Source organism: Microbacterium sp. NPDC086615, assembly GCF_040686055.1.
In the GTDB taxonomy this organism is placed as follows: Bacteria; Actinomycetota; Actinomycetes; order Actinomycetales; family Microbacteriaceae; genus Microbacterium.
Genome location: NZ_JBFBJJ010000005.1, coordinates 195,893 through 219,540 on the forward strand (window position 1 = coordinate 195,893; position 23,648 = coordinate 219,540).

A 23,648-nucleotide genomic window follows, 5' to 3' on the forward strand; every position below is an offset into this window, starting at 1 on the left:
CCGGGCGCCTTACGGCGTGTCTTGGACACTCAACGGGAGGCGCAGCGCGGTGGGTGCGTGGGGGCGACGCCGGTCAGCGGAGGAACACGTCCGAGACGATGCTCACGATCCAGTACCCGACGACGATCACGCCGATGGCGACCGTCAGCCACGAGACGCTGCGCTTGAGGCGGCGACCTTGCGGGGCGACGCCCGCGGGCGGGGGAGTGAGCAGGGGCGCGGCGGTCCCGACCGCGGTGGGGCCCGCCGCCGCCGCGGATGCCTGCAGCCGCTCGTCGCGCCACCGTGCCCACTGCGCGACCTTCTCCTCGATCGCCGCCACCGTCGTGAAGAGCCATTCCCACGTCCGCGGGTCGAGGGTCGACAGGTCGCGCCGCGCGTAGAGGAACAGCCAGTCGTCGACGATCTCGACATCGAGGGCGGCGGCGTTGTCGATGAAGCGCGCCATGACGTCGGGAGTGAAGAGGTAGAGCGCGTCGCGCTCATATCCTTCGGGGCAGTACAGCGCGAAGTAGGTGTCGAAGTCGCCCTCGAGTCCGAGGCGCTGCTCGCGAGTGAACGTGATGGGCAGGTTCGACGCCCCGAACAGACCGTTGTTGCCGACGGCATCCAGAACGATATGGGGGAGAGGGGTGTCGAGTCGGAGGGCGACGTACGCCCACTTGTGCGTCGTCTCGCTCTTGCCGGAGCCGGTCTTGTACGCGTAGTTTGCCACCTCGATGAACCGCGGACGGTATCCGCTCACGACGTCGCTCGCCTCGCGCGAGTGGCCCTGGTCGAAGATCATGCCGGGCAGGGGCGGGTCGTCGACGTCTCCCCGCCACTCGAGCCCGTTGGCGCGGGCGAAGCGGTCGAGTCGGTATCGCCGCTCGGCCCGTCCGCGGAACGCGCGCACGATCACCACCACGATTACCGCGATGACCGCGGCGAGGAACAGCACGAAGAAGATCGACACCGGGCTGATCGTGTTCGTGCCGGACGCGATGGTCGAGACCAGGGCGAGCAGCGCCGGGACCGTGAAGAGCACGATGGCCCCGCCGATGATCGCCAGGACGGCACCCGAAAGCCACCTCGTGCGCAACGCTCCGCTCCGCCGCAGCTCGGCCGTGAAGGCGCGCACCTCGGCGCGGTCGACGGCCGCGGTCAGGGCCGTCGGGTCGAACGGGGGAGTTCCGGATGCCACGGGCACACCTTCCTCAGAGGGTCTCGTCGTGCGCGGCCCAGGTTACCCAGCCGCGCTCACCCGGCGCCGTACCGCCCGTCAGCGCAGGAACAGCACCGGGAGCAGAAGCGTCCCCCCGATCAGGACGAAACCCAGCGCCAGCACGCCGCCGATGATCCCGAGCGCCAGCCAGGGGACGCCCCGGCGCAGGCGTCGACCCGGGGGAGCGACCCCGGGCGGTGCCGACAGCGGCAGCGGCGCGACAGGGGCGGGAGCGGATGCCACGCCTTCCGGCATCCCTCCTCCGGGGGCCACGAAGCCCGGTCCCGCCGTGCCCGGCGCTCCGCTGACCGGTGCCCCCGCGCCCGGCGCGCCCGCGCCCGCCGCCGCCAGCCCTGCCGCAGCGACCCCCGGCGCAGGGCTCGCCGCCGCCCCCGGACCCCACGGCACGCCCGGATCGGTGGCCGGCAGCAGTCGGTCGTCGCGCCAGCGCTCCCACTGCGCGAGCTTGTCGAGCAGGGCCGAGAGCAGCGAGAACGTCCAGGCCCAGCGCCCGGGGTCGAGGGTCGACATGTCGTCCGAGGAGTACAGGAACAGCCAGTCGTCGACGATCTCGACGTCGAACACGGCGGCATTGTCGATGAAGCGCGCCATCACGTCGGGGGTGAAGAGGTAGAGCGCGTCGCGCTCGTACCCCTGCGGGCAGTACAGCCGGAAGTACCGGTCGAAGTCGCCCTCGAGGCTGAGGTGCTGGTCGCGGCCGAACGTGCCGAGCGAGATGTTGTTGCCCGAGGCGTCCAGGACGATGTGGGGGAGCGGAACGTTCAGCTTGATCGCGATGTAGCCCCACCGCACCGTGGTCTGGTTCTTCCCGTTGCTCACCGTGTAGCGGTAGTTGCCGACCTCGACGAACCGCGGTTCCCGCCCGCGCAGGACGTCGACGGCGGTCCGCCCGCTCCCGCGCTGGAAGATCGAGCCCGGCAGCGGGGGCTCGCTGATCGACGGCACGTACTCCATGCTCACGGCGTGCGCGAAGCGCGCGAGCCGCCAGCGCCGCTCCTGCGCGATGCGGTCGCCGCGCAGCCCGAAGAAGAACGCCCCGACGATCACGCCGACGCACAGCAGTACCGGAAGGCCGAACAGGATGCCGATGAAGATCGCACCCTCTTTGAGCACCGACGCGAAGACGATGAGGAAGAACAGCCCGACGAGGGCGAATCCGCCGATGAAGACGAGCATCACGATGTAGACGACGATCGCGGCAACTCTGCCGCCCTCGTTGATGCGACCCTCTCGGCGCAGCCGGGTCGTGAACGCTTTCGCTGCGGCGGTGTCGACGGGGTCCACCAGCGCGCGTGCGTCGAACGGTCGAATTCCCGGCATCCGTCCCCCCACGGTCGTGACTCACATCCACCCAGGACGATTCCGCCGAGCGAGGTGGCATCCGTTAGACTATGAAGGTTGTCTGGCGACGCCCATGCGCGTATAAGCCCACGACGACGTGCAACACACCCTCCTGCTGCCGGGAAATGCCCGTCAGCCGTTCTAGTCCGAAGGAGGTGGGTTAGTGACGCACCAGTACGAACTCATGGTCATCTTCGATCCCGAGGTCGACGAGCGCCAGGTCGCTCCGAAGCTCGACGGATTCCTCAAGGTCATCACGGCCGATGGAGGAACCATCGACAAGGTCGACATCTGGGGCCGCCGTCGTCTCGCCTACGAGATCCGCAAGAAGAACGAGGGCATCTACGCCGTCGTCAACTTCGTCGCGACCAGCGAGGCCACGAACGAGCTCGACCGTCAGCTCAAGCTGAACGAGCAGATCATGCGCACCAAGGTCCTCCGCGCCGAAGAAGCGATCGCTCAGGTCGCCGCCGAAGCCAAGCGCTCCGAGGAGAAGGCCGCCCGCAAGGCTGCCGCTCCCCGCAAGGTCGAGTCCGCCGAGAAGGCTGCGAAGTAACGACGATGGCCGGCGAAACCGTCATCACCGTTGTGGGCAACCTCACGGCCGACCCCGAGCTGCGCTACACGCAGAACGGTCTTCCGGTCGCGAACTTCACCATCGCGTCGACTCCCCGCACGTTCGACCGTCAGGCGAACGAGTGGAAAGACGGCGAGGCGCTGTTCCTGCGTGCCTCGGTGTGGCGCGAATTCGCCGAGCACGTCGCCGGTTCGCTGACGAAGGGCAGCCGTGTCATCGCGACCGGTCGCCTCAAGCAGCGTTCGTACCAGGACCGCGAGGGCAACAACCGCACCTCCATCGAACTCGAAGTCGATGAGATCGGCCCCTCGCTCCGCTACGCGACCGCGCAGGTCACCCGTGCCGCTTCCGGCGGCGGCGGTGGCGGCGGTCAGCGCCCGCAGGTGCAGCAGTCCAACGACGAGCCGTGGTCGACCCCCGGCTCGAACAGCGGCAACAGCGGCGCCGACGCGTGGAGCACTCCTGGTTCCTACGGAGACGACACCCCGTTCTGATCTTCGCCGCGCTCTCGCGAGCACGACGACCCCCTGAAATTCCGGATGCCACACCCCGGTCCGCGTGACCGGCTCGGCATCCGAACCACACGAAAGAAGGAAGCATGGCTGGAAAGGCCACTGGCGACCGCCGCAAGCCGCGGAAGGGTGCGAAGAACGCAGCCCCCGCGAAGGCGATCCGCGTCGGCGTCATCGACTACAAGGACGTCGCAACCCTCCGCAAGTTCATCTCGGAGCGCGGGAAGATCCGCGCCCGTCGTATCACCGGTGTCTCCGTGCAGGAGCAGCGCCTGATCGCCCGCGCCATCAAGAACGCGCGCGAGATGGCTCTCCTGCCCTACGCCGGCGCCGGCCGCTAAGGAGCACCCGATGGCAAAGCTGATTCTCACGAATGAGGTCACCGGGCTCGGTAGCGCCGGTGACGTTGTCGAGGTCAAGAACGGGTACGCCCGCAACTACCTCATCCCGCAGGGCTTCGCCGTGGCTTGGAGCCGCGGTGGCGAGAAGCAGGTCGCGTCGATCCGCGCCGCTCGCGAGGCCCGCGCGATCCACGCGCACGAAGACGCCGTGGCCCTGAAGAACACGCTCGAGTCGAACACGGTCAAGCTGTCGGTCAAGGCCGGCAACGAGGGTCGCCTGTTCGGTTCGGTCAAGCCGGGCGACGTCGCCGACGCCGTCAAGGCCGCCGGTCTGGGCGAGCTCGACAAGCGCAAGATCCAGATCACCTCGGCGATCAAGTCGGTGGGCGAGCACGAGGCGACCGTTCGCCTGCGTGACGACGTCACCGCCGTGATCACCCTCCAGGTGGTCGCCGCGAAGTAATTTGCGACGCACGATTCGGCCCCGCTCCTGCTTCGGCAGGGCGGGGCCTTTTCGTGTCCCCGGCGGAGGACCCTGAGCTCGTCGAAGGGTCCGGGGTGGCTTCGACGAGCTCAGCCACCGTGCGTCGAGGTCGGTGGGTTTGGGGCGCGTTCTTCCGTTCGGGGCGGGGTATTCCGCGCCCCAAATGGAAGAGCGCGCCCCAAACCGTGCGGTGGGGGAGGTCCCTGAGCCTGTCGAAGGGTCCGGGCGAGCAGCGCGACACATGCCCGTCACACCCCGACCCTAGGCTGAACGCTGTGCAAGAGCGTGCCGATCGAGTCGTCGTCTACTCGGCATCCCTCGTTCTGCCGATCACCGCCCCGCCCATCCGAGGTGGGGCGATCGCCGTGGCGGCCGGGCGGATCCGGCACGTGGGGGAGCGCGAGTGGGTCGTGCACGAGCTGCGCGCCCGCGGGGTCGCCTTCGACGAGGTGCACTGGTCGGGTGTCCTCACTCCCGGGCTCGTCAACGCGCACGCGCATCTGCAGTACACCGGCATGGCCGAGGTGGGCCGCGGCACGTACGACGGCTTCGACGACTGGGCGCGGGCGTTCCAGGTCGTGTACGAGACTCCCCACGACTGGGGAGCGGATGCCAGAGCCGGAGCGAACGCGATGATCGCCGCCGGCACCACCGCCGTCGCCGATGTCGTCACCGACGTCGAGGCCGCCTCTGCACTGCACGACGCTCGTCTGCACGGCATCACCTACTGGGAGGTGATGAGCTGGACCAACGACGCGTGGGCAGAACGAGGCCGCGCGGAGGTCGAGGCGCGCCTCGACGCGCTGCCCTCGCCGCCCGGAACCGGTCTCTCGCCGCACGCGCCGTACTCGCTCGACGTCGAGCCGCTGCTGGAGATCCCCGACATCGTGCGCGAGCGGGGGAGTCGCCTCCATATCCACCTCGGCGAGGCCGCGTTCGAGCGGGAACACGGGGAGGCGGCACCGTGGCGCGAGCGGCGTCCCGCGAGCTTCCAGGCGCTGCGCGAGCAGGGATTCGGCACCGGGGCGACGGAGTTCGTCGACGAGCTCGGTGTGCTCGGACCCGATTGCCACATCGCGCACGGTGTCTACATGACCGCCCGCGACCGCGCGACGCTCCGCGCCCGCGGGACCACCGTGGCCCTGTGCCCGCGGTCCAACGCCGTCATCGGCCTCGACGAGCCGCCGGTCGCCGCGTATCTCATCGAGGGCAATGCGCTGGCCGTGGGCACCGACTCGCTGTCGTCGTCGCCGTCGCTGGATCTTCTCGCCGACGTCGCGGCGCTGCACCGGCTCGCGCGGGCGCAGGGCTACACCGGTCGCGACCTGTCGGAGCTGCTATTGCGCGCGGCGACCCTGGGCGGGGCGCACGCGATGGGCCTCGACACGGGTCCCGCGCGCACGGGGTATCTGGCGGTGGGGGCGGTGGCGGACCTGGCGTTCTTCGACATCCCGGTGTCGGACGTGGATGCCACGATCGAACACCTCGTTGTGGCCGGGTCTGCGACCGCGGCCGCGACGTTCATCGACGGCGAGGCGCGTTTCGCCTCGCCCGCCTTCACCCGTGAGACAGGAGTGCGCGCATGACCGACCGTGGTGAGACCGCTGGCGTGGGGGACGACCGCCCGCAGACGGCGCGGCTGCTCGACCTCGAGCCGCACCCGGAGGGCGGGTGGTTCCGTCGCATGTGGACGGGGTCGTACGCCGTCGACACCCCCGCGGGGGAGCGACCCGCGGCGACCTGCATTCATTACCTGTTGCAGCCCGATGAGCGCAGTGCGTGGCACGTCGTCACGAGCGACGAGGTGTGGCTGTGGCACGGCCCCGGTGCGCTCGAGCTGTCGCTCGGCGGGTCGGGCACCGAGCCGGGCGAGGCGCAGACGATCACGCTGGGTCCCGACCTCGCCGCCGGTCACGTGCTGCAGCACACCGTTCCGGCGGGGGTGTGGCAGGCGGCCCGGCCCTCGGGTGACGCCGAGGTCGTGGTGAGCTGCCTCGTGTCGCCGGGGTTCAGCTTCGACGACTGGCGCCTGGCCGACTGACAACGTCGGCGCGCTGCCGAACACCGGGTTCCGAGCGCGCCACGACACCGGATGCCGCGACAGCGCGTCGGCATCCGGTGTCTCGCGCCGAGGGTCAGTGCCCTCCGCGACTCACGAGAGCGAGCGGCGGCGGCGCAGCAGCACGCCTCCCATCAGCAGCGCGAGCAGGCCGGCGATTCCGAGTCCGAGGGCCGTGGAGCCGTCGGTCCCGGTGACCGCGAGCGTCCTCGCAGCGTTCGTCGTGAGCGGCGTCACCGAGCTCGTCGAAGCGACCGAGCCGACGACGGGGGTGCCGCCAGTGGTGGTGTGACCGCCGGGGGTTTCCGGGGTTCCGGGGGTTCCCGGGGTGCCGGGGGTGCCGGGGGTGCCGGGGGTGCCGGGGGTGCCGGGGGTGCCGGGTGTTCCGGGGGTGCCGGGTGTTCCGGGGGTGCCGGGGGTGCCGGGGGTGCCGGGGGTGCCGGGGGTGCCGGGTGTTCCGGGGGTGCCGGGTGTTCCCGGGGTGCCAGGCGTGCCGCCGGTGTGCGAGCCCTCGGTGGTGCTGTCGCCGATGACCGATACCGCGTTGCCACCGATCGTGACGGGCAGCTGGATCGGGATGACGGCCTGGTTGCCGCCGCCGATGCTGCCGGTGCCGTCGGTGACGATCCCACCGATCAGACCGCCGTCGCCGGCCCCACCTGTGGTGGTCGCGCCCGTGGAGGTGCTGTCACCGATGCCCGAAACGGCGTTGCCGCCGATGGTGACGGGTACGGCGATCGGGATGATGGCCTGGTTGCCGCCGAGGAGGCTGTCCGTGCCGTCGGTTTCGACGTCGCCGGTGGAGCCGGTGTTGCCGCCGGTGGTGGTGGCGTCCTCGCTGTGGCTGTCACCGATGCCCGAAACGGCGTTGCCGCCGATGGTGACGGGTACGGCGATCGGGATGATGGCCTGGTTGCCGCCGCCGATGCTGTCCGTGCCGTCGGTTTCGAAGTCGCCGGTGGAGCCGGTGGAGCCGGTGTTGCCGGTGGTGCCGCCGGTGGTGTCGGCGTCCTCGCTGTGGCTGTCGCCGATGCCCGAAACGGCGTTGCCGCCGATGGTGACGGGCACCGCGATCGGGATGATGGCCTGGTTGCCGCCGCCGATGCTGTCCGTGCCGTCGGTTTCGACGTCGCCGGTAGAGCCGGTGTTGCCGGTGGTGCCGCCGGTGGTGTCGGCGTCCTCGCTGTGGCTGTCGCCGATCACCGAGACCGCGTTGCCGCCCACGGTGACCGGCACCTCGACCGGTGCGACGGCCTGGTTGCCACCCGCGACGCTGTCGGTGCCGTCCGTGGTCACGGCGTCGGTCTTTCCCGGCACCTCGTCGGTGGGGACCGGTGCGACGTGCAGCGGGGGCTGCTCGGGGGCCGTCTCCGGCGCGGAAGCGGGCTCGGCAGGCACCGAGGTGTCGGCGTCCTCGCTGTGACTGTCACCGACCACCGAGACGGCGTTTCCGCCGACGGTGACGGGCACCTCGACCGAGATGATCCCCTGGTTGCCCGAGGCCACCCCGTCGCTGCCGTCGGTGCTGGTCACCGGGGCGGCATCCGGAGCGGGCACCGAGGTGTCGGCATCCTCGCTGTGGCTGTCGCCGATCACCGAGACGGCGTTTCCGCCGATGGTGACAGGCAGGTCGACCGACACGGCGGCCTGGTCGCCCGAGAGCAGACCGTCCGCTCCCGAGGTCTCCGCGGCGTTGGCGATGCCGCATCCGAGGACGGCCAGGCCGCCCCCGACGAGCGCGCCCAGCAGGGCACGCGAGTAGAACTTGCGCATGAGTGTTTCTCCTGTGTGTGAATGAGGGTGCGCGAATGCGCCGGGGTCGATTGCCGTGCGGGGCACGGCGCGACCGTCCTCAGTCAGGAGAGACGTCGGTGGCGAAGACGGGGCTCCCCGGCAGGTCGTCGTCGACGTCGTGGCGCAGAGCGAGAAGCAGCATCCCGGCGCCGAAGGCGGCGTCGGCGGGCGTTGCGACGGGGGAGGGCGCGGCGGCGGAGCTCCCGGATGCCGACGACGAGGCCGGGACGCCCGACACGCTCTGTGTGGCGAGGGGCGTCGGAGCGTCGGCGGGAACCGCGGGGGACGCGGGGGCGGCGATCTGCGTCGGCGGCGCGGAGTGCGCAGCGGCGGTGAAGAACGCGGCGGTCGCGCGAGCGTGCACGATGAGCGCGTCGGTGGGGTTGGCCGGGGGAGCCGTCGACGATGCGTCCACCAGCAGCGGGGACGCGGGGTCAGTCGCCACCGGCGCGGCCGGCGGCGTGACGACTCCGCCCGGCTCGACCGGCATCGGCACCGTCGGCACGACGGGAAGCGTCGGAATGACGGGCGTCACCGGGGCGACGGGGTCGACCGAGGGCAGCTCGCCGACGATCACCGGAACCGTACCGTCGACCGTGTCGCCCACGTCGGTGACGACGTCCCCGAGGCCCGTGTCGTCGACGATGGGTCCGACCACGGGCAGCGCCTCGACGGTGTCGACGATGGGCTCGACGATCGTGCCGCCCACGCCTGAGCCGACGACATCGGACACCCCCTGCGTCGCGTCGTCGACAACGGTGTCGACCGTGCCGATCGCCCCATCGGACACGTCACCCGCCGTGTCGGAGACGGCAGCCGCCGTGTCGGAGGCGGCGTCGGTCACCGTGTCGGAGATCTCGGTGACCGGGGCTGCGACGGGCGCGGGCAGCGCTTCGGAGACGGTGTCGGACACGGATGCCGCGGTGTCGGCGACGTGATCGGTGACAGGTTCGACGGTATCGGTGACGGGGCGGGCGACGTCGGCGACCGCATCGGTCGCGTCGTCGACGGTCGAGGCGATTCCGCCGAGCAGACCGGATCCCCCGCCGTCATCGGCCGACGCGGACGTCACCGAGAGGATGAGCGAGAGGAGCGCGAGGGCGAATGCCGCGCAGGCGCCGGCGATGAGCAATCGCAGCGTGTGCGACACTCCCCGCTTCGCCGTGGCATCCATCGATGCACCCCCAAAGAATCGTGAGCGACTCTGCGGCGGCAACGGTACGCCTGCGTCGGCGGGTTCGATAGGGCGGGGGTGAAATCTCGGTAGTCGGTAAGTAACCGCGGGATGACGGGCGACACGCCGGATGGGAAAAATGATTTGACAGCAGGGACCTTGGATGGCTAGGCGTCCGGCGAGTTATCCCCCGAGTTGTGCACATGCGAACCCCGTAGCGCACAACCTTCAAGCCGAAGTTCACGCAGGTTTCAAACAGAAAAGCTGTGGAGAGATTTATCCCTGGTCGGAGGGCTATTTTTGCCCAAAATTCGTATCCATCCACCTAGTTGTCCACAGTAGTTGTGCACAGACGTGGCGGCGTTTCCCGCAAACTCTCCACAGAGTTATCCACAGGTCTGTTTGCATGTGGAGACAGTGGTATCTAGCGTGGGGGCAGCCCCTCGGGCATCCCCCTCACCGCCGGCGCGCGTCGATGTCGGATGTTGGTGATTTCATGCTGGCGAGATCGTCCCACCCGCAGCGTTCCCGACCTTCCCACGCGCGCGCGCGAGGAGGTGAGGGGGCGTCGGAGCACTGAAGGAGAGCACGTGTCGATCGCTGACATCGCCGAAGAGCGTCTCGGAAAAGCGCCGCGCCCCGAGCGCACCCCGCCGCACGACATGCTGGCCGAGCAGAGCGCTCTGGGCGGCATGCTCCTGTCGAAGGATGCCGTGGCGGATGTCATCGAGACCCTCCGCGGCCCCGACTTCTACGTGCCGAAGCACGAGCTGATCTTCGAGGCGATCCTCACCCTCTACTCGCACGGTGAGCCGACCGACGTCGTCGCCGTCACCGACGAGCTCATCAAGACCGGCGAACTCCAGCGCGCCGGGGGTGCGGATTACCTCCACACCCTGACCTCGATCGTGCCGACCGCCGCGAACGCCGGCTACTACGCGTCGATCGTCGCCGAGCGCGCTCTGCTCCGCCGCCTCGTCGAGGCCGGCACCCGCATCGTGCAGATGGGTTACGCCGGTGAGGGCGACCCGACCGAGCTCGTCAACAGCGCTCAGGCCGAGATCTACAACGTCTCGGGCGACGACAGCGCCGAAGACTACATTCCCCTGACGGTGGCCGTGGATGCCGCTGTCGACGAGATCGAGGCCGCTCGCGGCCGCGACGGGTCGATGACCGGCATCCCCACCGGCTTCGCCGGTCTCGATCAGCTGACCAACGGCCTGCACCCCGGTCAGATGATCGTTCTCGCCGCGCGTCCGGCCATGGGTAAGTCGACGCTCGCGCTCGACTTCGCCCGCGCCGCCGCGATCAAGTCGAACGCTCCGTGCATCTTCTTCTCGCTCGAAATGGGTCGGTCCGAGATTGCGATGCGCCTGCTCAGCGCCGAGGGAGCCATCCCGCTGCAGAGCATGCGCAAGGGAACCCTCGACTCCCGCGACTGGACCACCGTCGCCGCCACCCGCGGCCGCATCAACGACGCGCCCCTCTACATCGACGACAGCCCGAACATGACGCTCGTCGAGATTCGGGCGAAGTGCCGTCGCCTCAAGCAGCGCGAGGGTCTGAAGATGGTCGTCATCGACTACCTGCAGCTGCTCACGAGCGGTAAGCGCGTCGAGTCGCGCCAGCAAGAGGTCAGTGAGTTCTCGCGTGCGCTGAAGCTGATGGCGAAGGAGCTGCAGGTTCCCGTCATCGCCCTGTCGCAGCTGAACCGTGGCGCCGAGCAGCGCGCCGACAAGAAGCCGGCTCTCTCCGACCTGCGTGAGTCGGGCTCGATCGAGCAGGATGCCGACATGGTCGTGCTCCTGCACCGTGAGGCCGCATACGAGAAGGACTCCCCGCGCGCCGGCGAGGCCGACCTGATCGTGGCGAAGCACCGTAACGGGCCGACCGACACGATCACGGTGGCGTTCCAGGGGCACTATTCGCGGTTCGCGGACATGGCGCCGGGGATGTGACCCAGCCGTGTCGATCGCGGTGACGGCGTGAGACTTCTTCTGACGTCGGGCGGCGTCACGAACGACAGCATCCGTGCCGCTCTCGTCGAGCCGCTCGGCGAGCCGATCGAGGAGTCGCGCGCGTTGGTGATCCCGACGGCGCAGTGGGGCCACCCGATGTGCACGCCCGAGGGCGATGAGGTGCGCGTGGTGTCGGAGGGGCGCTGGGAGCACTTCGCAGGCGGGGCTTAACCGGGGGGTCGATCAGCCCCGGAGGGCGTCGTCGACGGGCATCGCGCGGGTCCACCCCTGCTCGTGCAGCCGCTGCGTCCCGGCGAGGATCAGGTCAAGGGCGAAACCGAACTCGGCGTCGTCGTCGCACGCCTCTCCCGCGTGGGGAGAGGTGGTGGCCATGCGCACGATCGCGGGATACGACGTCGCAAAGGCCGCCATCGCGCGCGCCCGTTCGTCGGGATCGCTGGGTGGCTGGGGTGTCGGGAGCACGTCCCGTGTGAAGCCCCACATGCGTGTCGACAGGGCGTGCATCGTGTGATGCACGAGGTCGGCCGAGAGCCCGCCGGCGAACATGCCCGCCATGAGGGCGTCCATGTGCCGCAGGGTCAGCGGGGTCGCCAGCGGACGGGTCTCGATCGCTTCTCGAGCCCAGGGATGCGCGGCGAACGCCGCTCGGGCCGCGAAGATCCGTGCCCGCGTCGCGTGCATCCAGTCACCCTCAGCGGCAACGTCGGGGATGCCTGCGATGACGTGGTCGAGCATGTTGTCGATCAGCTCGGAACGGTTGGCGACGTGGTTGTACAGCGCCATCGGGGTGACCTTCAGCTGATCAGCGAGGGCCCGCATGCTCGTCCGCTCGAGTCCCTGCTCGTCAGCCATCGCGACCGCAGCCTCGACGACGCGCTCCCTGTCGAGGCGCGGGGGAGTTGACATATGTACAGCGTATATCCATACTCTCGATCATGCAGGCATACACCGTATATACCGACGCTTCTCCGTCCCTCTCGCGGCACACCCCGCGCCAGCACGCCCGCGCCGCCGGCATCCTCTACCTGGTGACTCACGTGACCTCGGTCGTCGCCGTGGTCGCGTATGGCGCCGGGCTTCTCTCCGCGGGAATCACGCTCGAGTTCGCCCTCGCGATTGGTTGCGCGGGAACGGGGGTGCTGCTCTGGCACCTCTTGCGCACCTTTGGACCGGTCCGCGCCGCCACCTTCGCTCTGCTTCGCGCGGTCGAGGCGGCGGTCATCATCGCCGGGACGCTGCCGATGCTCGCGATGATGTGGGCGCCGATGGCTGGTGGCGCGGTGGCGGAGGTGGCATCCGCGATGCACACCGCCTCGTTCCTCGTGGGTCAGGGCTTGGTGATCAGCGTCAACACGATCGTGCTCGGGTGGCTGCTGTGGGACACGCGCGTCGTGCCCCGTGCGCTCGCTGCGCTCAGCCTCGCCGGGGGCGCGCTCGTGCTCGCGAGCAACCTTTGTCAGCTGTGGGCGGTCATCCCTCTCAACGGGCCGGTCGCGGGGGTGGCGGCGCTGCCGGTGTTCGCCTTCGAGGTCTGGCTCGCGATCCTGCTCATCGTCCGCGGGTTCCGGGAGCCTGTCGCCAAGGACCTCTCCGCCCAGTCGAGTGGCCCGATAGGGTCTCCGGCATGACCGATCGCGCCGTGCCGAACCTGCCGTCCCGCGACTTCGACGCCACCATCGCGTTCTACGGCGGGTTCGGCTTCGAGCGTGACTACCGGGACGACGGCTGGCTGATCCTGCGGCGCGGCGACCTCACGCTGGAGTTCTTCCTCTTCGCCGACCTCGACCCCGCGAGCAGCTCGTTCATGTGCAGCATCCGCGTCGACGACGTCAACGAGCTGTATCGACGCATCACGGCGGCGGGTGTGGTCGAGTCGACGGTCGGGTTCCCGCGCGTTCATCCCGTGGTGACGCAGCCGTCGGGTTTGCGTATCGGCAACCTGATCGACATCGACGGCACGCAGTTGAACCTGATCGAGAACCTCGCGCCGTGAGACGTGGACTGAGCCTCCCTAAGCTCTTGCCATGAGCGTCAGTCTGGGGGTGGGCCCTATCGCGTATCCGATCGGTCGCGCTGACTTTCTCGGCTCGTTCTTCGACACCGTCACGGTTCGGCTCGAGGACGGTGATCGTGGCTCGCGGTTCCCGACGCTCGCGGCTCTCTACCGGGATGGTGAGTTGTCTCCGGATGCCGCCCAGCTCGCGCGCGCGGAACTGGCGAACACCAGCGCGAGCTGCGACAACACCCGCCCGCCGACGTGGTCTGGGACATCGAGAAGCCGGGCCTCGTTCCGCCGTGGGGGAGCGACATCGCCGACACGATCACCTCGCTCGGTGATTACTTCGTGACGGCCGATGGGCGGCAGCTTCTTGCGGTGATGGATGCCGCTCTGGATGCGAGCGCTCAGACGGGGAAGCCGTTGCGAATCGTCTGAGGCCTCCGAGTCGCTTCACCGAGCACTCCGCGCTCGACCCGGATCCACATGTTCGAGGCGATGGATTGACCCCAGCTGTTGGCGGTTTCGGCTCGCGCTGTATGTTCAGCTACGCCTCGAGGTTGCCGCGAGCTCGATTGAAGCTGGCAACGAACTCTGCACGGGTGTTGCCCAAGGGGAAGGCGATCGGACCATCCTGGAGCAGCGTGAGCCCCGCGTCGCGTAGGGGGCTTGCGAGCATTGGGTAGAGGTCCGCCTTGACGACCACCACACCATCGGGATTCAGCTGAGCCGCGCGCGCCACGCAGTTTGGCACTGACTGAATCAGGGAACGCCGTCGTTCTTGGCCGGTGAGAGCGTTGACAGGATGCGGGGCCAGGTCGATCAGAAAGAAACCATCAGATCGGAGCCGCTCGAGCCACGGGCCCTTTCCTGTTCGCTTGAGATCGTCCTTTGCGACTCCGTACATCGCCTCAACGACGCCTCGGAACAGGTTGTCGGCGCCGAGCCTATCCGCGTAGAAGAACCGGCGATTGCTGAGGTCGCCGCGGTCGTCGGGAGCGCTCTCCGCAATCATCAGGAGCTTCACGTGCTCCGGCTTCCAGCGAACTCGAAGCTGCGAGTACCAGGGCTCTTCGGTGATCACGAGTGCCTTTGAGCAGGAACAGTCGTCATGACCGCGATCATACTTATCGCGACGTTGGCGCCACCGGGCACAGAGCGGATTGCCGCTCCTACCTAGGAAGCCCAGAACCCCAGAGCGCAGAGCAGCCGCGTCTCGTCGTCGGCATCTGCGGGTGGCTCGACCGCCGACGGGAAGACGCCCCACTGCCGCCACTCGTCGGCGTGCGGGACCACGTGCTCGTTGAACCCGGCGACCAGCTCGGGGGAGAGGTGGAACGGGATGCCGAAATGCTTCGCGATCGAGTACGCCTGGAACGCGCGGTAGGTCGCGAGGTGCGCGAAACCTTCCGCCGCCGGGTAGTCGCCGTAGGTGAAGCGGAAGGTCTCGGCGACGTCGCCTGACCGCACGGCTGCTGTCGCCGTGTCGTTGAGCGCGTCGTAGGAGGCGATCGGGTTGTCGCCCAGTAGATCGCTGTCGGCGTACGGGTCGCCGTCCGCCGCGGCTCGGCCCGCGAGCACGTCGGGAATCCAGGCTTCGTCATACGCATGGCGCCCGAGGATGACGAGCAGCGTGGGCGATTCGAGCTGGCTCCACTCCTTCGGAACGGAAGCGGAGAAGTCGGCGGGATCGAGCTGATCGATGACCTCGCGCAGCGCGGCATCGGCGTGGAGGAAGAGGGTGGCGGGGGTCATGGTGGGGAGGGTACTCCGGGGGTCGGACATGGGCCAGAGCAATCCTGGAGCGCCACAGGTCGGTGCCATAGTCCGCAATCCGCGCCAGTACACGCGTGAGTGGACGCAAGCGGTGGCACTTCTGGTGTTCTCTTCGACCACCCCGCGATGCCGCGCAAGACAGTTGAGCGTGCGTTCCCAAACCGCCGCTCACGATCATCTAGGCTCCGATACCACGTCCGAGTCGTAACGGGCGTCAGGGAGATGTCATGACCATCGATACACGCCAGATCATCGGCGATTCCATCGACGACCTGGCAGAAGGCCTCCGTCCGTTCATCGAGCGGGTGTTCGCGGAGCGTCTCCCTCAGGGGCCGTCGTGGGTGCAGGTCATCGCTCACAAAGACGAGCTCGCGGGCAGACCCGCCTCACACCATCACGCGAACGATGTCGGACTGATGCTGCGAGTGATGACCGAGAAGTTGGGCAACCTCGGCTACCCCTTCGACGGGCATCTTTCGCGGCAAGCGACGAACTGGGCGAGTGAGATGCGCGAGGTGCGCAACAAACATGCGCACCAGGTCGAGTTCAGCCCCGCCGAAACCTATCGGGCTCTTGATTCGGCGGAGTTGCTCCTTCGCGAAGTGGGCGCGGCCGACGAAGCGCAGCGGATCGCGGCGCGCAAGCCGACGGTGCTGTCGGCGCTGGGCGGTGGATCCACCGGCCACACCCTTCCCGCGCCGCCGAGCGCGCCCCTTCCCGCGCCACCGGCTGTTCCCCTCCCGTCGTCGGCCGAGCCGGTGGCCACCACCGCGCGGCCCACAGAGTCAGCGACACCGCCGCTCACCCGCCGTCAGTTGCGCGAGCAGCCCGAGACGGACGCGTCGGTGCCCGCACCTGCGCCGACGCCGAGCGCGCGTCTTTCGCTCGACGCGGTCAGCGAGCTCAGCTATGCCATGGCGCACGCCCGCATCGTGCCCGTGCAGGAGGTACGGGTCTCGTACGCCGGGCCCGAGCTTCGCGGAGCGTCGCTCGAGATCGAGGCCGCGACGGCCAGTGGATCCCTGGGGGCTCCCAAAGTCGTGATCCTCGACCTCGCGCCCGGTCTCAAGACACTCGCGGGGCTCGACCTGCTCTCCCTCGATCCCGCTCCGATGCTTCAGGTTGACACGGAACAGCCTGGCTCCATCACTCTCACTCTGCGCGGACCGGACGGCGGATTGATCGCCGAGCATCGGCATCCGGTCACTGTGCTCGCCGCGAATCAGTGGATCGCCCGGGAGCTGCACCTCGGCCTCGAGCTCCTGGCATCCTTCGCTCAGCCGCAGGCGGCCGCGCTGACGCCCGTCCTGCAGCGTGCCTCGGACCTGCTGGGGCAGTCGAGCGGTCGCACGGAGCTCGACGGTTACCAGAGCGACAACCCGGCGAGGGTGGATGCCATGGTGGCGGCCATCTGGGATGCCGTGCGCGAACGTGACATCCGCTATGCGGAGCCTCCGGCGAGCTGGGGCCTGCGCGGTCAGAAGATCCGCACGCCGCAAGAGGTGCTCGAAGGGCGACTCGGAACGTGTCTCGACACGACGCTGACGCTCGCCGCGCTGCTCGAGCAGATCGGGATCAACTCGACGCTGTGGATGGTGAACGGACACATCTTCCTCGGGTACTGGCGGGAGAACGGCAGCCTCGGACTGCCCGCGACCACCGACAGCGAAGAAGCGGTCAACCTCACGAAGCTGGGCCGGATCTCGTTGCTCGAGACGACGAAGGTGACCGGCGGTCCAGCATCCGCCACGTTCGACGTCGCCCGCGCCGCGCCCCAGGTGTACCTCGAAGCGCGTCGGGACGAGATCCTCGGCATCACCGACGTGCGCGCCGCCCGTGAGAACGGCATCTTCCCACTGCCCAGTCGTACCGTGGGTCCCGATGGTGAGGTGACCGTCGTCGAGTATCGACCGCCGGATCGCGTCCTGGTGCCGTTCGTCGCCGACCAGCGCGATGCGCAGGGTCGCCCACTGGCTCCGCCGCGGGTGGCGCAGTGGAAGAACGCTCTGCTCGACCTGAGTCTGCGCAACCGGCTCATCAACTTCACGAGCCGTGCCGGGTACCAACTCGCGGTGCCGGGCACGGCACTCGGTCGGCTCGAGGACATGATCAACGGAGGCGCGAGCGTCACTCTTCTCGCGTCCGACGATGTTCCCGAGATCGCGCGAGAGCGTGGCATCCGCTTCGGTCGCGACCGCGACGAGGCCGAACGAGAGGCGCTTCTGGCCGACAAGAGGCAGGCGCACCTGACCGATGTCACACAAGCGGCCTACACAACGAGGCTGCGTGCACTGGCCGCGAAGGCAAAGACCGTCACCGAAGAGACCGGCGCAAACAACCTGTACCTCGCGTTCGGCACCCTGCGCTGGGAGTTCAACGACCGGCAGCTGCAATCGCCGCTCATTCTCGTCCCGGTGACGTTGGAAAGTGTGTCGCGTGGACAGTCCTTCCGTCTCGTCCTCGACGAGGCGGGCGCGTCCACGCCGAACTACTGCCTCCTCGAGAAGCTGAAGGTGAGCTTCGGCATCGAGGTCCCCGGGCTCGCGAATCCGACGACGGATGCCGCGGGGATCGACCTCGGCGCCGCGTTCGATGCGGTGCGCCAGGCGATGGTCGACGCCAAGCGCCCCTTCGTCGTCGAGGACACCGTGCATCTCGGCATCCTGCAGTTCGCGAAGTTCCGCCTGTGGAAGGATCTCGACGACAACTGGGAAGAGCTCGCGTCAAACTCGCTCGTCACCCACCTCATCCAGTCGCCGAATGAGGCCTACATCGATGCGGTACCGGCGCCGGTCGACGTCGATCTCGATGCGCTCTCGGCGCAGGTTCCCGTCTCCGCGGACTCTTCGCAGCTCGAGGCCGTGGTCGAAGCCGTCGAGGGCCGCACGTTCGTGCTCGAAGGTCCTCCGGGCACCGGCAAATCGCAGACCATCACGAACCTGCTGGCTCGGTCGTTGGCTTCCGGCAAGCGCGTGCTCTTCGTCGCGGAGAAGCGCGCGGCGCTGGAGGTCGTGAAAGATCGATTGGATGCCGTCGGGCTTGGCGCCTTCTCGCTCGACCTGCACGACAAGGGTGCGCGGCCGAATGCCGTGCGCGAGCAGCTCAGGGCAGCGCTCGACGCCACTGCCCGGCCCGACCGGGCGGCGTTGTCCGCGCAGCGGGAGGCGGCAGAGTCCAGCCGTGGCGCGCTGTCGCGCTACGCGCAGCGGGTGCACGAACCGAACGCGGCGGGTCTGTCCCTGTACTCGGCTCGATCGCAGATGTTGGCATCCGCCGCGGACATCCCGCCCTTGGATGTGCCGCATTCCCTGGTTGCGTCGGGCGATCACATCGACCAGCTGCGCACACTTCTGCGAGAGCTGCCGGCGGTCAGCGATCTCGCCCGCCCGGCAGCGACGCATCCGTGGGGGTTCGTCGACGATCCCGATATCGACGCGGTCTCGCTGCATAGCGCGGCGCGCACTTTCGACGACGCGCTCGCGGCCGTCGGTCTGAGCGAACTGCTGTCTCGCGTGCGCGATCCGCAGCAGCTCGAAGCGTGGGCGGGTGTCGCTCGTGCGCCGCGCCATCCTCTCAGTGCCCTCGACCGTGTCCAGCTCCAGTCGATTGATGACCTCCTTCGGCGGCTGGCAGCGGCCGCAGCGCAGCCGCCTGCATGGCTCGGCCAGGTCGATCCGCGGGTGCTCTCGCGGGACGTTCGCGAGATTCACGCAGCCGCCCTGGCCGCGGATGAGTCGTCGTTCTTCGGTCGCAAGAAGCGTCGGCGTGCGGTACTCGCCCAGTTCGCGACCGACCTGCGCGTCGAGCAGGCCGCGATCGACCTGCGCAGCCTGTCGGCACTGACCGGCGCCATGGCCGAGACGGCCGCCCAGGTCGACGAGATACGTGGTGAGCTGCAGCGACTGCCCGTCGTCGTCGCGGCCCCCGACGTCAATCCCTACATGCCGGGCACAGCCGACCAGGTCGTGGCCGCCCTCAGGTGGGTGGGTTGGCTTTCGACAACGCTCGCATCCGATGCCTCGACTGCCGGAGATCTCCGCTTGGACCTGCGCCGGGTGTATGAGACGACGACCCCGGATGTGGCGGCGGCTGAGCGGTACGCGGCGCTCGCTGCGGCGTGGCGGGCGACAGTCGCTGCTGCGGGAGGTCGCGCGTCGCCTGACCAGCTCGCCGCCTGGGCCGGAGATGAAGGAGTCGCATCGACCTGGGAACGCACACGTGCGGCGCGCAACCTGGCGACGACCCAACCTGTCACCCTCGGCCGCTGGATCGACCTGCTCCGGCACGTGGAGCCCCTTCGGCGCCAGGGGATGAATGTGGCGCGGGAGGCGATTCTGGCCGGGCGCATCCGTGCCGACGACGCGGCGCTCGCCTTCGACAAGGGCGTCGCGGCGGCGTCCCTCGGTGAACGCGAAGACGCGACCGCGCTCAGCGACTTCGATCCCGCGGCGCATAACCGGACGATCGAACGGTTCGCTGCGAGCTCGGCAGCCATCCGCGGCGAGCTTCCGCGGGCTCTGCCAGCTGACATCCTCTCCCAGCGGCGGTTCGACCCGACCTTCGACGGCGGCGACATGGGCGCGCTCAAACGTCAGCTCTCGCGGCAGCGGGGTGGGGACAGCGTGCGGACGCTCATGGACAAGTACGGCGAGCTGATCACCCAGATCACGCCGTGCATGCTCATGAGCCCGGAATCCGTCGCGCGATTCTTCCCGGCTCGAGCCGGGATGTTCGACATCGTGGTGTTCGACGAGGCTTCGCAGATCCGCGTCGCGGATGCCGTCGGAGCGATGGGGCGAGCGCGATCGGTCGTGGTTGTCGGAGACTCCAAGCAGATGCCTCCATCGACCTTCGCGGAGGTGACGGCCGACGTCGATGAGGCGGAGGCGGATGCTGGTCTCGTGGCAGATGAGGAATCCATCCTCACGGAGTGCACCCAAGCACGGGTTCCGAGCAAGTGGCTGTCGTGGCACTACCGCAGCCAAGATGAAGCGCTCATCGCCTTCAGCAACCACCAGTACTACGAAAGCCGTCTGTCGTCGTTCCCGGCCCCACTGCGTGACTTCACCGCGTCCACACCCGGCGCGCTCGCCGCGACGAAGCCCGACTACGGAGTTTCGCTCGTGCGCGTCGACGGTCGGTTCGAGCGTTCGGGCGCGCGCGGAGTTCTTCGGACAAACCGCGTCGAAGCGCAGACGATCGTCGATGAGGTGATCCGGCGGTTCGCCGCTGCCGGCGACACCGCGCCGTCGATCGGCATCATCACGTTCAACGTCCAGCAGCGCGACCTCATCGACAACATGCTGCGAGACGCTCCGGATGAACGCATCGGCCGCGCACTCGACGAGCGCGATGGATTGTTCGTGAAGAACCTCGAGAGCGTACAGGGTGACGAGCGCGACACGATTCTGTTCTCGGTCGCCTTCAGCAAGAACGACCGCGGAATGCTTCCGCTGAACTTCGGACCACTGTCCCGCGCAGGGGGAGAACGCCGGCTGAACGTCGCGGTCACTCGTGCGCGGCGACAGGTCGTGCTGTACGCGAGCTTCGATCCCGCTGAGCTCCGGGCTGAGCAGACCTCCGCCCGGGGACTCAAAGACCTGAAGTCCTACCTCGAGCTCGCCGCGCGCGGAGTCGCGCCGACCGATGACTCCACGTCTCGTGCGCCCGTGATCGATCGCCACCGCGACGAGATCGCCGCGGTCCTGACCGAGCGCGGACTCGTCGTGAAGACGGACGTCGGGCTCTCGGACTTCCGTATCGATCTCACGCTGGCATCCGCGTCCGACCCCGCCCAGCCGCTCATCGCCGTTCTGCTCGACGGTGAGGGCTGGCGCGCGCGCCGCACGGTGGCCGACCGCGATGGCCTGCCCGTTGATGTCCTCGGCAGGTTGATGCGGTGGCCGGGGGTCGAAAGGGTGTGGCTGCCGGAATGCCTGGATGATCCGGATGCCACGGCCGACCGGCTCGTCGCGGCGGTTGAGGCCGCCAAGGCCGGCGTCCGGTCTGTGTCAGACGCGCCGGTGGAGCGGGTCGAGAATCTTGACGCGCTTCCGGCGGAGGAGCCGTTTGAGCCTCCGCGCGGGGCAATGCCGGCAGGACAGGACGACGAGGATGCCGTCACTGTGACGCATCCGCACGTCCGCCCCTTCGTGCCCTGGACGTCCACCGCGTCGGGGGGAGTCGCCGTGCTTGATGCGCTTCCGAGTCCATCTGCTGCTCAGCGGGTTCGCTCCGTCCTCGTGGAGGCGATCGTCGCCGAGGGACCAATCTCGCGAGCACGCTTGGTGAGGCTGGTGGCGGAATCGTTCGGACTGTCTCGTGTGTCGGGGCCCCGGGCTGCGTCGATTCTTCGGCTGATCCCGGATGCTCACACCCGCCAGGGTGACGAGCAGTTCGTCTGGCCGGTGGACCTGGATGTCGCCACCTGGCGAGATGTCCGGACGAGCGCTTCGGGGGAGAGCCGACCGCTCGAGTCCGTGGCCCTGGAGGAGATCGCGAACGCGATGGCCGTTGTCGCTGAGCTCGGCGGTGGGGTGCGCGAGGACGAGATCAAGCGAGAAGCTCTGCGGCTGTTCGGTGGGAAGCGGATGACGACGCAGATCTCCGAGCGACTTGCCGAGGCTCTGACGGTGGCGGTGGCCACCCGACGGGTCGAGCTTGCGCCGTCGGGAGCCTATGTCGCCCGTTTCTGAGCGGCGACGATCGCGTTCAGCCGACGGCTAGAGTGACGTCGATCACCGTGAGGAGCGCATTATGGGGCGAGGGTTCGCCGTCGTCGATCTCGAAACGACGGGTCTGTTTCCGCAGAAACACGATCGCATCGTCGAGGTGGCGATCGTGCACGTGTCGCCCACCGGTGTCGTCGAGGGAGTCTGGGAAACACTCGTCAATCCAATGCGCGACATGGGCGCGCAGCGTATCCACGGCATCAGCGCCGCCGCGGCCGCGCGCGCTCCGGAGTTCGGCGCTCTCGCCCCGTCCATTGCTTCGCTCTTGCGCGGGCGGGTGCCTGTTGCGCACAACGCCAGTTTCGACGCACGGTTCTTGGCTCACTCGATGGAGCAGGCCGGCCTGGCGTGTCCCGATTTCGCTTACTGGATGTGCACGATGCAGCTCGCGGGAACATTCCTGCCGGGCAATCGGAGTCTCGCCGACTGCAGCGCTGCGATCGGATACGCGATGCAGAACGCTCACCGGGCCTCGGCCGACGCCCTCGCCGCGGCGGCGCTCCTTCGCGCTTACATCGGTGCGGGTCACGATCCCGCCTGGTGGGATGGGTGGCTCGCGACCCCGGGTGAGTGGCCGGATGAGCCGTTCGATACGACGGCCTGGCTGGCGCGCACGGACTCGGACACGGCGCCGCGGTCGGTTCTCGAGCGGTTGCACGTGGACGTCGCGACTGACGCCGCTGTTGACGACGGCGCCCTGAATCTCGATTACCTCGCTCTGCTCGATCGCGTCCTCCTCGATCGGTACATGTCCGCGACGGAGACCGATGACCTGATCCGTTTCGCCGCCGACCTGAACCTTTCGAGCACGGCAGTCCGCCGAATCCACCGCGCCTACTTCGACGGGTTGGTCTCGGCGGCCTGGGCGGACGACCAGCTCACCGCTGACGAGTGGGCTGATATCCAGAAGATCGGTAGCTTGCTCGAGATCGACGCGCAAACGATCGCCAGCGCCGCCTCGAAACCGGATGCCGCGGCGCCGACCCTTACCACCGGCTTCCGCCTGTCGCCGGGTGACACCGTCGTGATCACCGGCGACACGCGCCGAGATCGAGCGGCATGGTTCGACATCCTTACCCAGCGCGGTCTGATTCCAAAGGACAGCATGGTGAAGAAGGCCAAAGTGCTCGTGGCCGCCGACCCCGATTCGATGTCGGGGAAGGCGCGGCAGGCGCGGGCCTGGGGGATTCCGATCGTTACGGAGGAGGGGCTGGAGAGGTTGTTGGGGCTGGGCGCTGGCGAGTAGCGGCGGCGAGGGGCCTGAGAGCGAGGGGCGGCGCGCGGTAGGACTCGGCACGCGCCGCTCTTCGACCACATGGGGGGCGGGACCACCGAGTGTCGTGCCTAAACGAAACTCTCCGGTGAGGGGGATGTGCGTGCTCAAGCAGGGCGCCGTCATCGTCGGGTCGAGCACCATGCCCAAGTAGCGCGTGTTCTCGTCGGGGTGTCGCGCCTGTCGGGCATCACCCGCAGCTCATAGAACTTGAGTGGACGGTCGACGGCTCGATCTCGGGCGCGGAAGGGCCGCCGCGGGCGGCTTCGGCGTCGTGCACCTGGGCGCCGACATCGACGGTTTGGTGCGTATGCCCGCCGCATAGACGGGTGTGGTCGCCCTCAATCCGAGCAACGGCCGCGTTCCGCTCGACAACCCGTACTTTG

The 23,648-nt window shown here is 68.6% G+C and carries 18 protein-coding genes and 2 pseudogenes; 13 read left to right on the forward strand and 7 right to left on the reverse strand.

Translation table 11 applies throughout. The annotated features are described in order from the left end of the window. Positions 1–73: 73 nt before the first annotated feature. Positions 74–1,183 (reverse strand): hypothetical protein, encoded by a 1,110-nt coding sequence (locus tag AB0O24_RS07625; RefSeq protein ID WP_345799684.1) that lies wholly within the window; start codon positions 1,181–1,183, stop codon positions 74–76. 78 nt (positions 1,184–1,261) lie between these two features. Further along, positions 1,262–2,545: a hypothetical protein gene (locus AB0O24_RS07630; RefSeq protein ID WP_307383915.1), complete on the reverse strand. Its 1,284-nt coding sequence runs from the start codon at positions 2,543–2,545 to the stop codon at positions 1,262–1,264. Positions 2,546–2,729: 184 nt separating this feature from the next. Between AB0O24_RS07630 and rpsF the strand changes: the two genes are divergently transcribed. The 6 genes from rpsF (at position 2,730) to AB0O24_RS07660 (ending at position 6,521) form a co-directional block, all read left to right on the forward strand. Beyond that, positions 2,730–3,122, forward strand: coding sequence for a 30S ribosomal protein S6 (gene rpsF, locus AB0O24_RS07635; RefSeq protein WP_013584644.1), 393 nt, complete (start codon positions 2,730–2,732; stop codon positions 3,120–3,122). A 5-nt stretch (positions 3,123–3,127) separates the two neighbouring features. Beyond that, a complete protein-coding gene (locus AB0O24_RS07640; RefSeq protein WP_058597357.1) occupies positions 3,128–3,637 on the forward strand; it encodes a single-stranded DNA-binding protein in 510 nt (169 codons plus the stop codon). A 104-nt stretch (positions 3,638–3,741) separates the two neighbouring features. Beyond that, a complete protein-coding gene (rpsR, locus tag AB0O24_RS07645; RefSeq protein WP_013584646.1) occupies positions 3,742–3,996 on the forward strand; it encodes a 30S ribosomal protein S18 in 255 nt (84 codons plus the stop codon). A 10-nt stretch (positions 3,997–4,006) separates the two neighbouring features. Continuing rightward, complete coding sequence (gene rplI, locus AB0O24_RS07650; RefSeq protein WP_058597356.1) at positions 4,007–4,459, forward strand: 50S ribosomal protein L9; 453 nt, start codon at positions 4,007–4,009, stop codon at positions 4,457–4,459. 296 nt (positions 4,460–4,755) lie between these two features. Next, the gene (locus AB0O24_RS07655; protein ID WP_363373773.1) at positions 4,756–6,066 is read left to right on the forward strand and encodes an amidohydrolase family protein; all 1,311 of its coding nucleotides are present in this window, start codon (positions 4,756–4,758) and stop codon (positions 6,064–6,066) included. Beyond that, the gene (locus AB0O24_RS07660; protein ID WP_275796256.1) at positions 6,063–6,521 is read left to right on the forward strand and encodes a cupin domain-containing protein; all 459 of its coding nucleotides are present in this window, start codon (positions 6,063–6,065) and stop codon (positions 6,519–6,521) included. The genes AB0O24_RS07655 and AB0O24_RS07660 overlap by 4 nt, the downstream gene beginning before the upstream one ends. 111 nt (positions 6,522–6,632) lie before the next feature. Here AB0O24_RS07660 and AB0O24_RS07665 read toward each other — a convergent pair whose 3' ends face one another. Both AB0O24_RS07665 and AB0O24_RS07670 read right to left on the reverse strand, forming a co-directional pair. Beyond that, on the reverse strand, positions 6,633–8,312 hold the full coding sequence (locus AB0O24_RS07665) for a chaplin family protein (protein WP_363373777.1): 1,680 nt from the start codon (positions 8,310–8,312) through the stop codon (positions 6,633–6,635). Positions 8,313–8,391: 79 nt separating this feature from the next. After that, a complete protein-coding gene (locus AB0O24_RS07670) occupies positions 8,392–9,507 on the reverse strand; it encodes a hypothetical protein (protein WP_363373780.1) in 1,116 nt (371 codons plus the stop codon). Between the two features lie 590 nt (positions 9,508–10,097). Between AB0O24_RS07670 and dnaB the strand changes: the two genes are divergently transcribed. Next, a complete protein-coding gene (dnaB, locus tag AB0O24_RS07675) occupies positions 10,098–11,465 on the forward strand; it encodes a replicative DNA helicase (protein ID WP_307383928.1) in 1,368 nt (455 codons plus the stop codon). 27 nt (positions 11,466–11,492) lie between these two features. Then, positions 11,493–11,636: pseudogene (locus tag AB0O24_RS07680) on the forward strand (peptidase E); the annotation flags it as partial. Between the two features lie 72 nt (positions 11,637–11,708). Here the strand turns inward: AB0O24_RS07680 and AB0O24_RS07685 are convergent. After that, a complete protein-coding gene (locus AB0O24_RS07685) occupies positions 11,709–12,392 on the reverse strand; it encodes a TetR/AcrR family transcriptional regulator C-terminal domain-containing protein (RefSeq protein ID WP_363373782.1) in 684 nt (227 codons plus the stop codon). Between the two features lie 29 nt (positions 12,393–12,421). On the opposite strand from AB0O24_RS07685, the gene AB0O24_RS07690 reads away from it, so the two are divergent. The 3 genes and pseudogenes from AB0O24_RS07690 (at position 12,422) to AB0O24_RS07700 (ending at position 13,920) form a co-directional block, all read left to right on the forward strand. Beyond that, positions 12,422–13,114: a DUF4386 domain-containing protein gene (locus AB0O24_RS07690; protein WP_363373785.1), complete on the forward strand. Its 693-nt coding sequence runs from the start codon at positions 12,422–12,424 to the stop codon at positions 13,112–13,114. Beyond that, positions 13,111–13,479 (forward strand): bleomycin resistance protein, encoded by a 369-nt coding sequence (locus AB0O24_RS07695; protein ID WP_363373788.1) that lies wholly within the window; start codon positions 13,111–13,113, stop codon positions 13,477–13,479. The genes AB0O24_RS07690 and AB0O24_RS07695 overlap by 4 nt, the downstream gene beginning before the upstream one ends. A 31-nt stretch (positions 13,480–13,510) precedes the next feature. After that, positions 13,511–13,920: pseudogene (locus AB0O24_RS07700) on the forward strand (Imm70 family immunity protein). Positions 13,921–14,029: 109 nt separating this feature from the next. On the opposite strand, the gene AB0O24_RS07705 reads toward AB0O24_RS07700, so the two are convergent. Together AB0O24_RS07705 and AB0O24_RS07710 are read right to left on the reverse strand one after the other, a co-directional pair. Then, a complete protein-coding gene (locus AB0O24_RS07705; RefSeq protein WP_363373790.1) occupies positions 14,030–14,566 on the reverse strand; it encodes a hypothetical protein in 537 nt (178 codons plus the stop codon). 92 nt (positions 14,567–14,658) lie between these two features. Beyond that, complete coding sequence (locus AB0O24_RS07710) at positions 14,659–15,237, reverse strand: hypothetical protein (protein WP_363373793.1); 579 nt, start codon at positions 15,235–15,237, stop codon at positions 14,659–14,661. Positions 15,238–15,485: 248 nt separating this feature from the next. Here AB0O24_RS07710 and AB0O24_RS07715 point away from each other — a divergent pair, with 248 nt between their 5' ends. Both AB0O24_RS07715 and AB0O24_RS07720 read left to right on the forward strand, forming a co-directional pair. Next, positions 15,486–21,953 carry a DUF3320 domain-containing protein gene (locus AB0O24_RS07715; RefSeq protein WP_363373796.1) on the forward strand — a complete coding sequence of 2,156 codons (6,468 nt, stop codon included), beginning with the start codon at positions 15,486–15,488 and terminating at the stop codon, positions 21,951–21,953. A 136-nt stretch (positions 21,954–22,089) separates the two neighbouring features. Beyond that, on the forward strand, positions 22,090–23,235 hold the full coding sequence (locus tag AB0O24_RS07720; protein WP_275801364.1) for a 3'-5' exonuclease: 1,146 nt from the start codon (positions 22,090–22,092) through the stop codon (positions 23,233–23,235). The last annotated feature ends 413 nt before the right edge of the window (positions 23,236–23,648 follow it).

What these genes read in the sequence shown, in the direction of transcription:
- AB0O24_RS07630 (WP_307383915.1), bottom strand. Translation starts at nt 2,545, where the DNA reads ATGCCGGGAATTCGACCGTTCGACGCACGCGCGCTGGTGGACCCCGTC.
- AB0O24_RS07640 (WP_058597357.1), top strand. Translation starts at nt 3,128, where the DNA reads ATGGCCGGCGAAACCGTCATCACCGTTGTGGGCAACCTCACGGCCGAC.
- rpsR (WP_013584646.1), top strand. Translation starts at nt 3,742, where the DNA reads ATGGCTGGAAAGGCCACTGGCGACCGCCGCAAGCCGCGGAAGGGTGCG.
- rplI (WP_058597356.1), top strand. Translation starts at nt 4,007, where the DNA reads ATGGCAAAGCTGATTCTCACGAATGAGGTCACCGGGCTCGGTAGCGCC.
- AB0O24_RS07660 (WP_275796256.1), top strand. Translation starts at nt 6,063, where the DNA reads ATGACCGACCGTGGTGAGACCGCTGGCGTGGGGGACGACCGCCCGCAG.
- AB0O24_RS07665 (WP_363373777.1), bottom strand. Translation starts at nt 8,312, where the DNA reads ATGCGCAAGTTCTACTCGCGTGCCCTGCTGGGCGCGCTCGTCGGGGGC.
- AB0O24_RS07670 (WP_363373780.1), bottom strand. Translation starts at nt 9,507, where the DNA reads ATGGATGCCACGGCGAAGCGGGGAGTGTCGCACACGCTGCGATTGCTC.
- AB0O24_RS07685 (WP_363373782.1), bottom strand. Translation starts at nt 12,392, where the DNA reads ATGTCAACTCCCCCGCGCCTCGACAGGGAGCGCGTCGTCGAGGCTGCG.
- AB0O24_RS07690 (WP_363373785.1), top strand. Translation starts at nt 12,422, where the DNA reads ATGCAGGCATACACCGTATATACCGACGCTTCTCCGTCCCTCTCGCGG.
- AB0O24_RS07695 (WP_363373788.1), top strand. Translation starts at nt 13,111, where the DNA reads ATGACCGATCGCGCCGTGCCGAACCTGCCGTCCCGCGACTTCGACGCC.
- AB0O24_RS07710 (WP_363373793.1), bottom strand. Translation starts at nt 15,237, where the DNA reads ATGACCCCCGCCACCCTCTTCCTCCACGCCGATGCCGCGCTGCGCGAG.
- AB0O24_RS07715 (WP_363373796.1), top strand. Translation starts at nt 15,486, where the DNA reads ATGACCATCGATACACGCCAGATCATCGGCGATTCCATCGACGACCTG.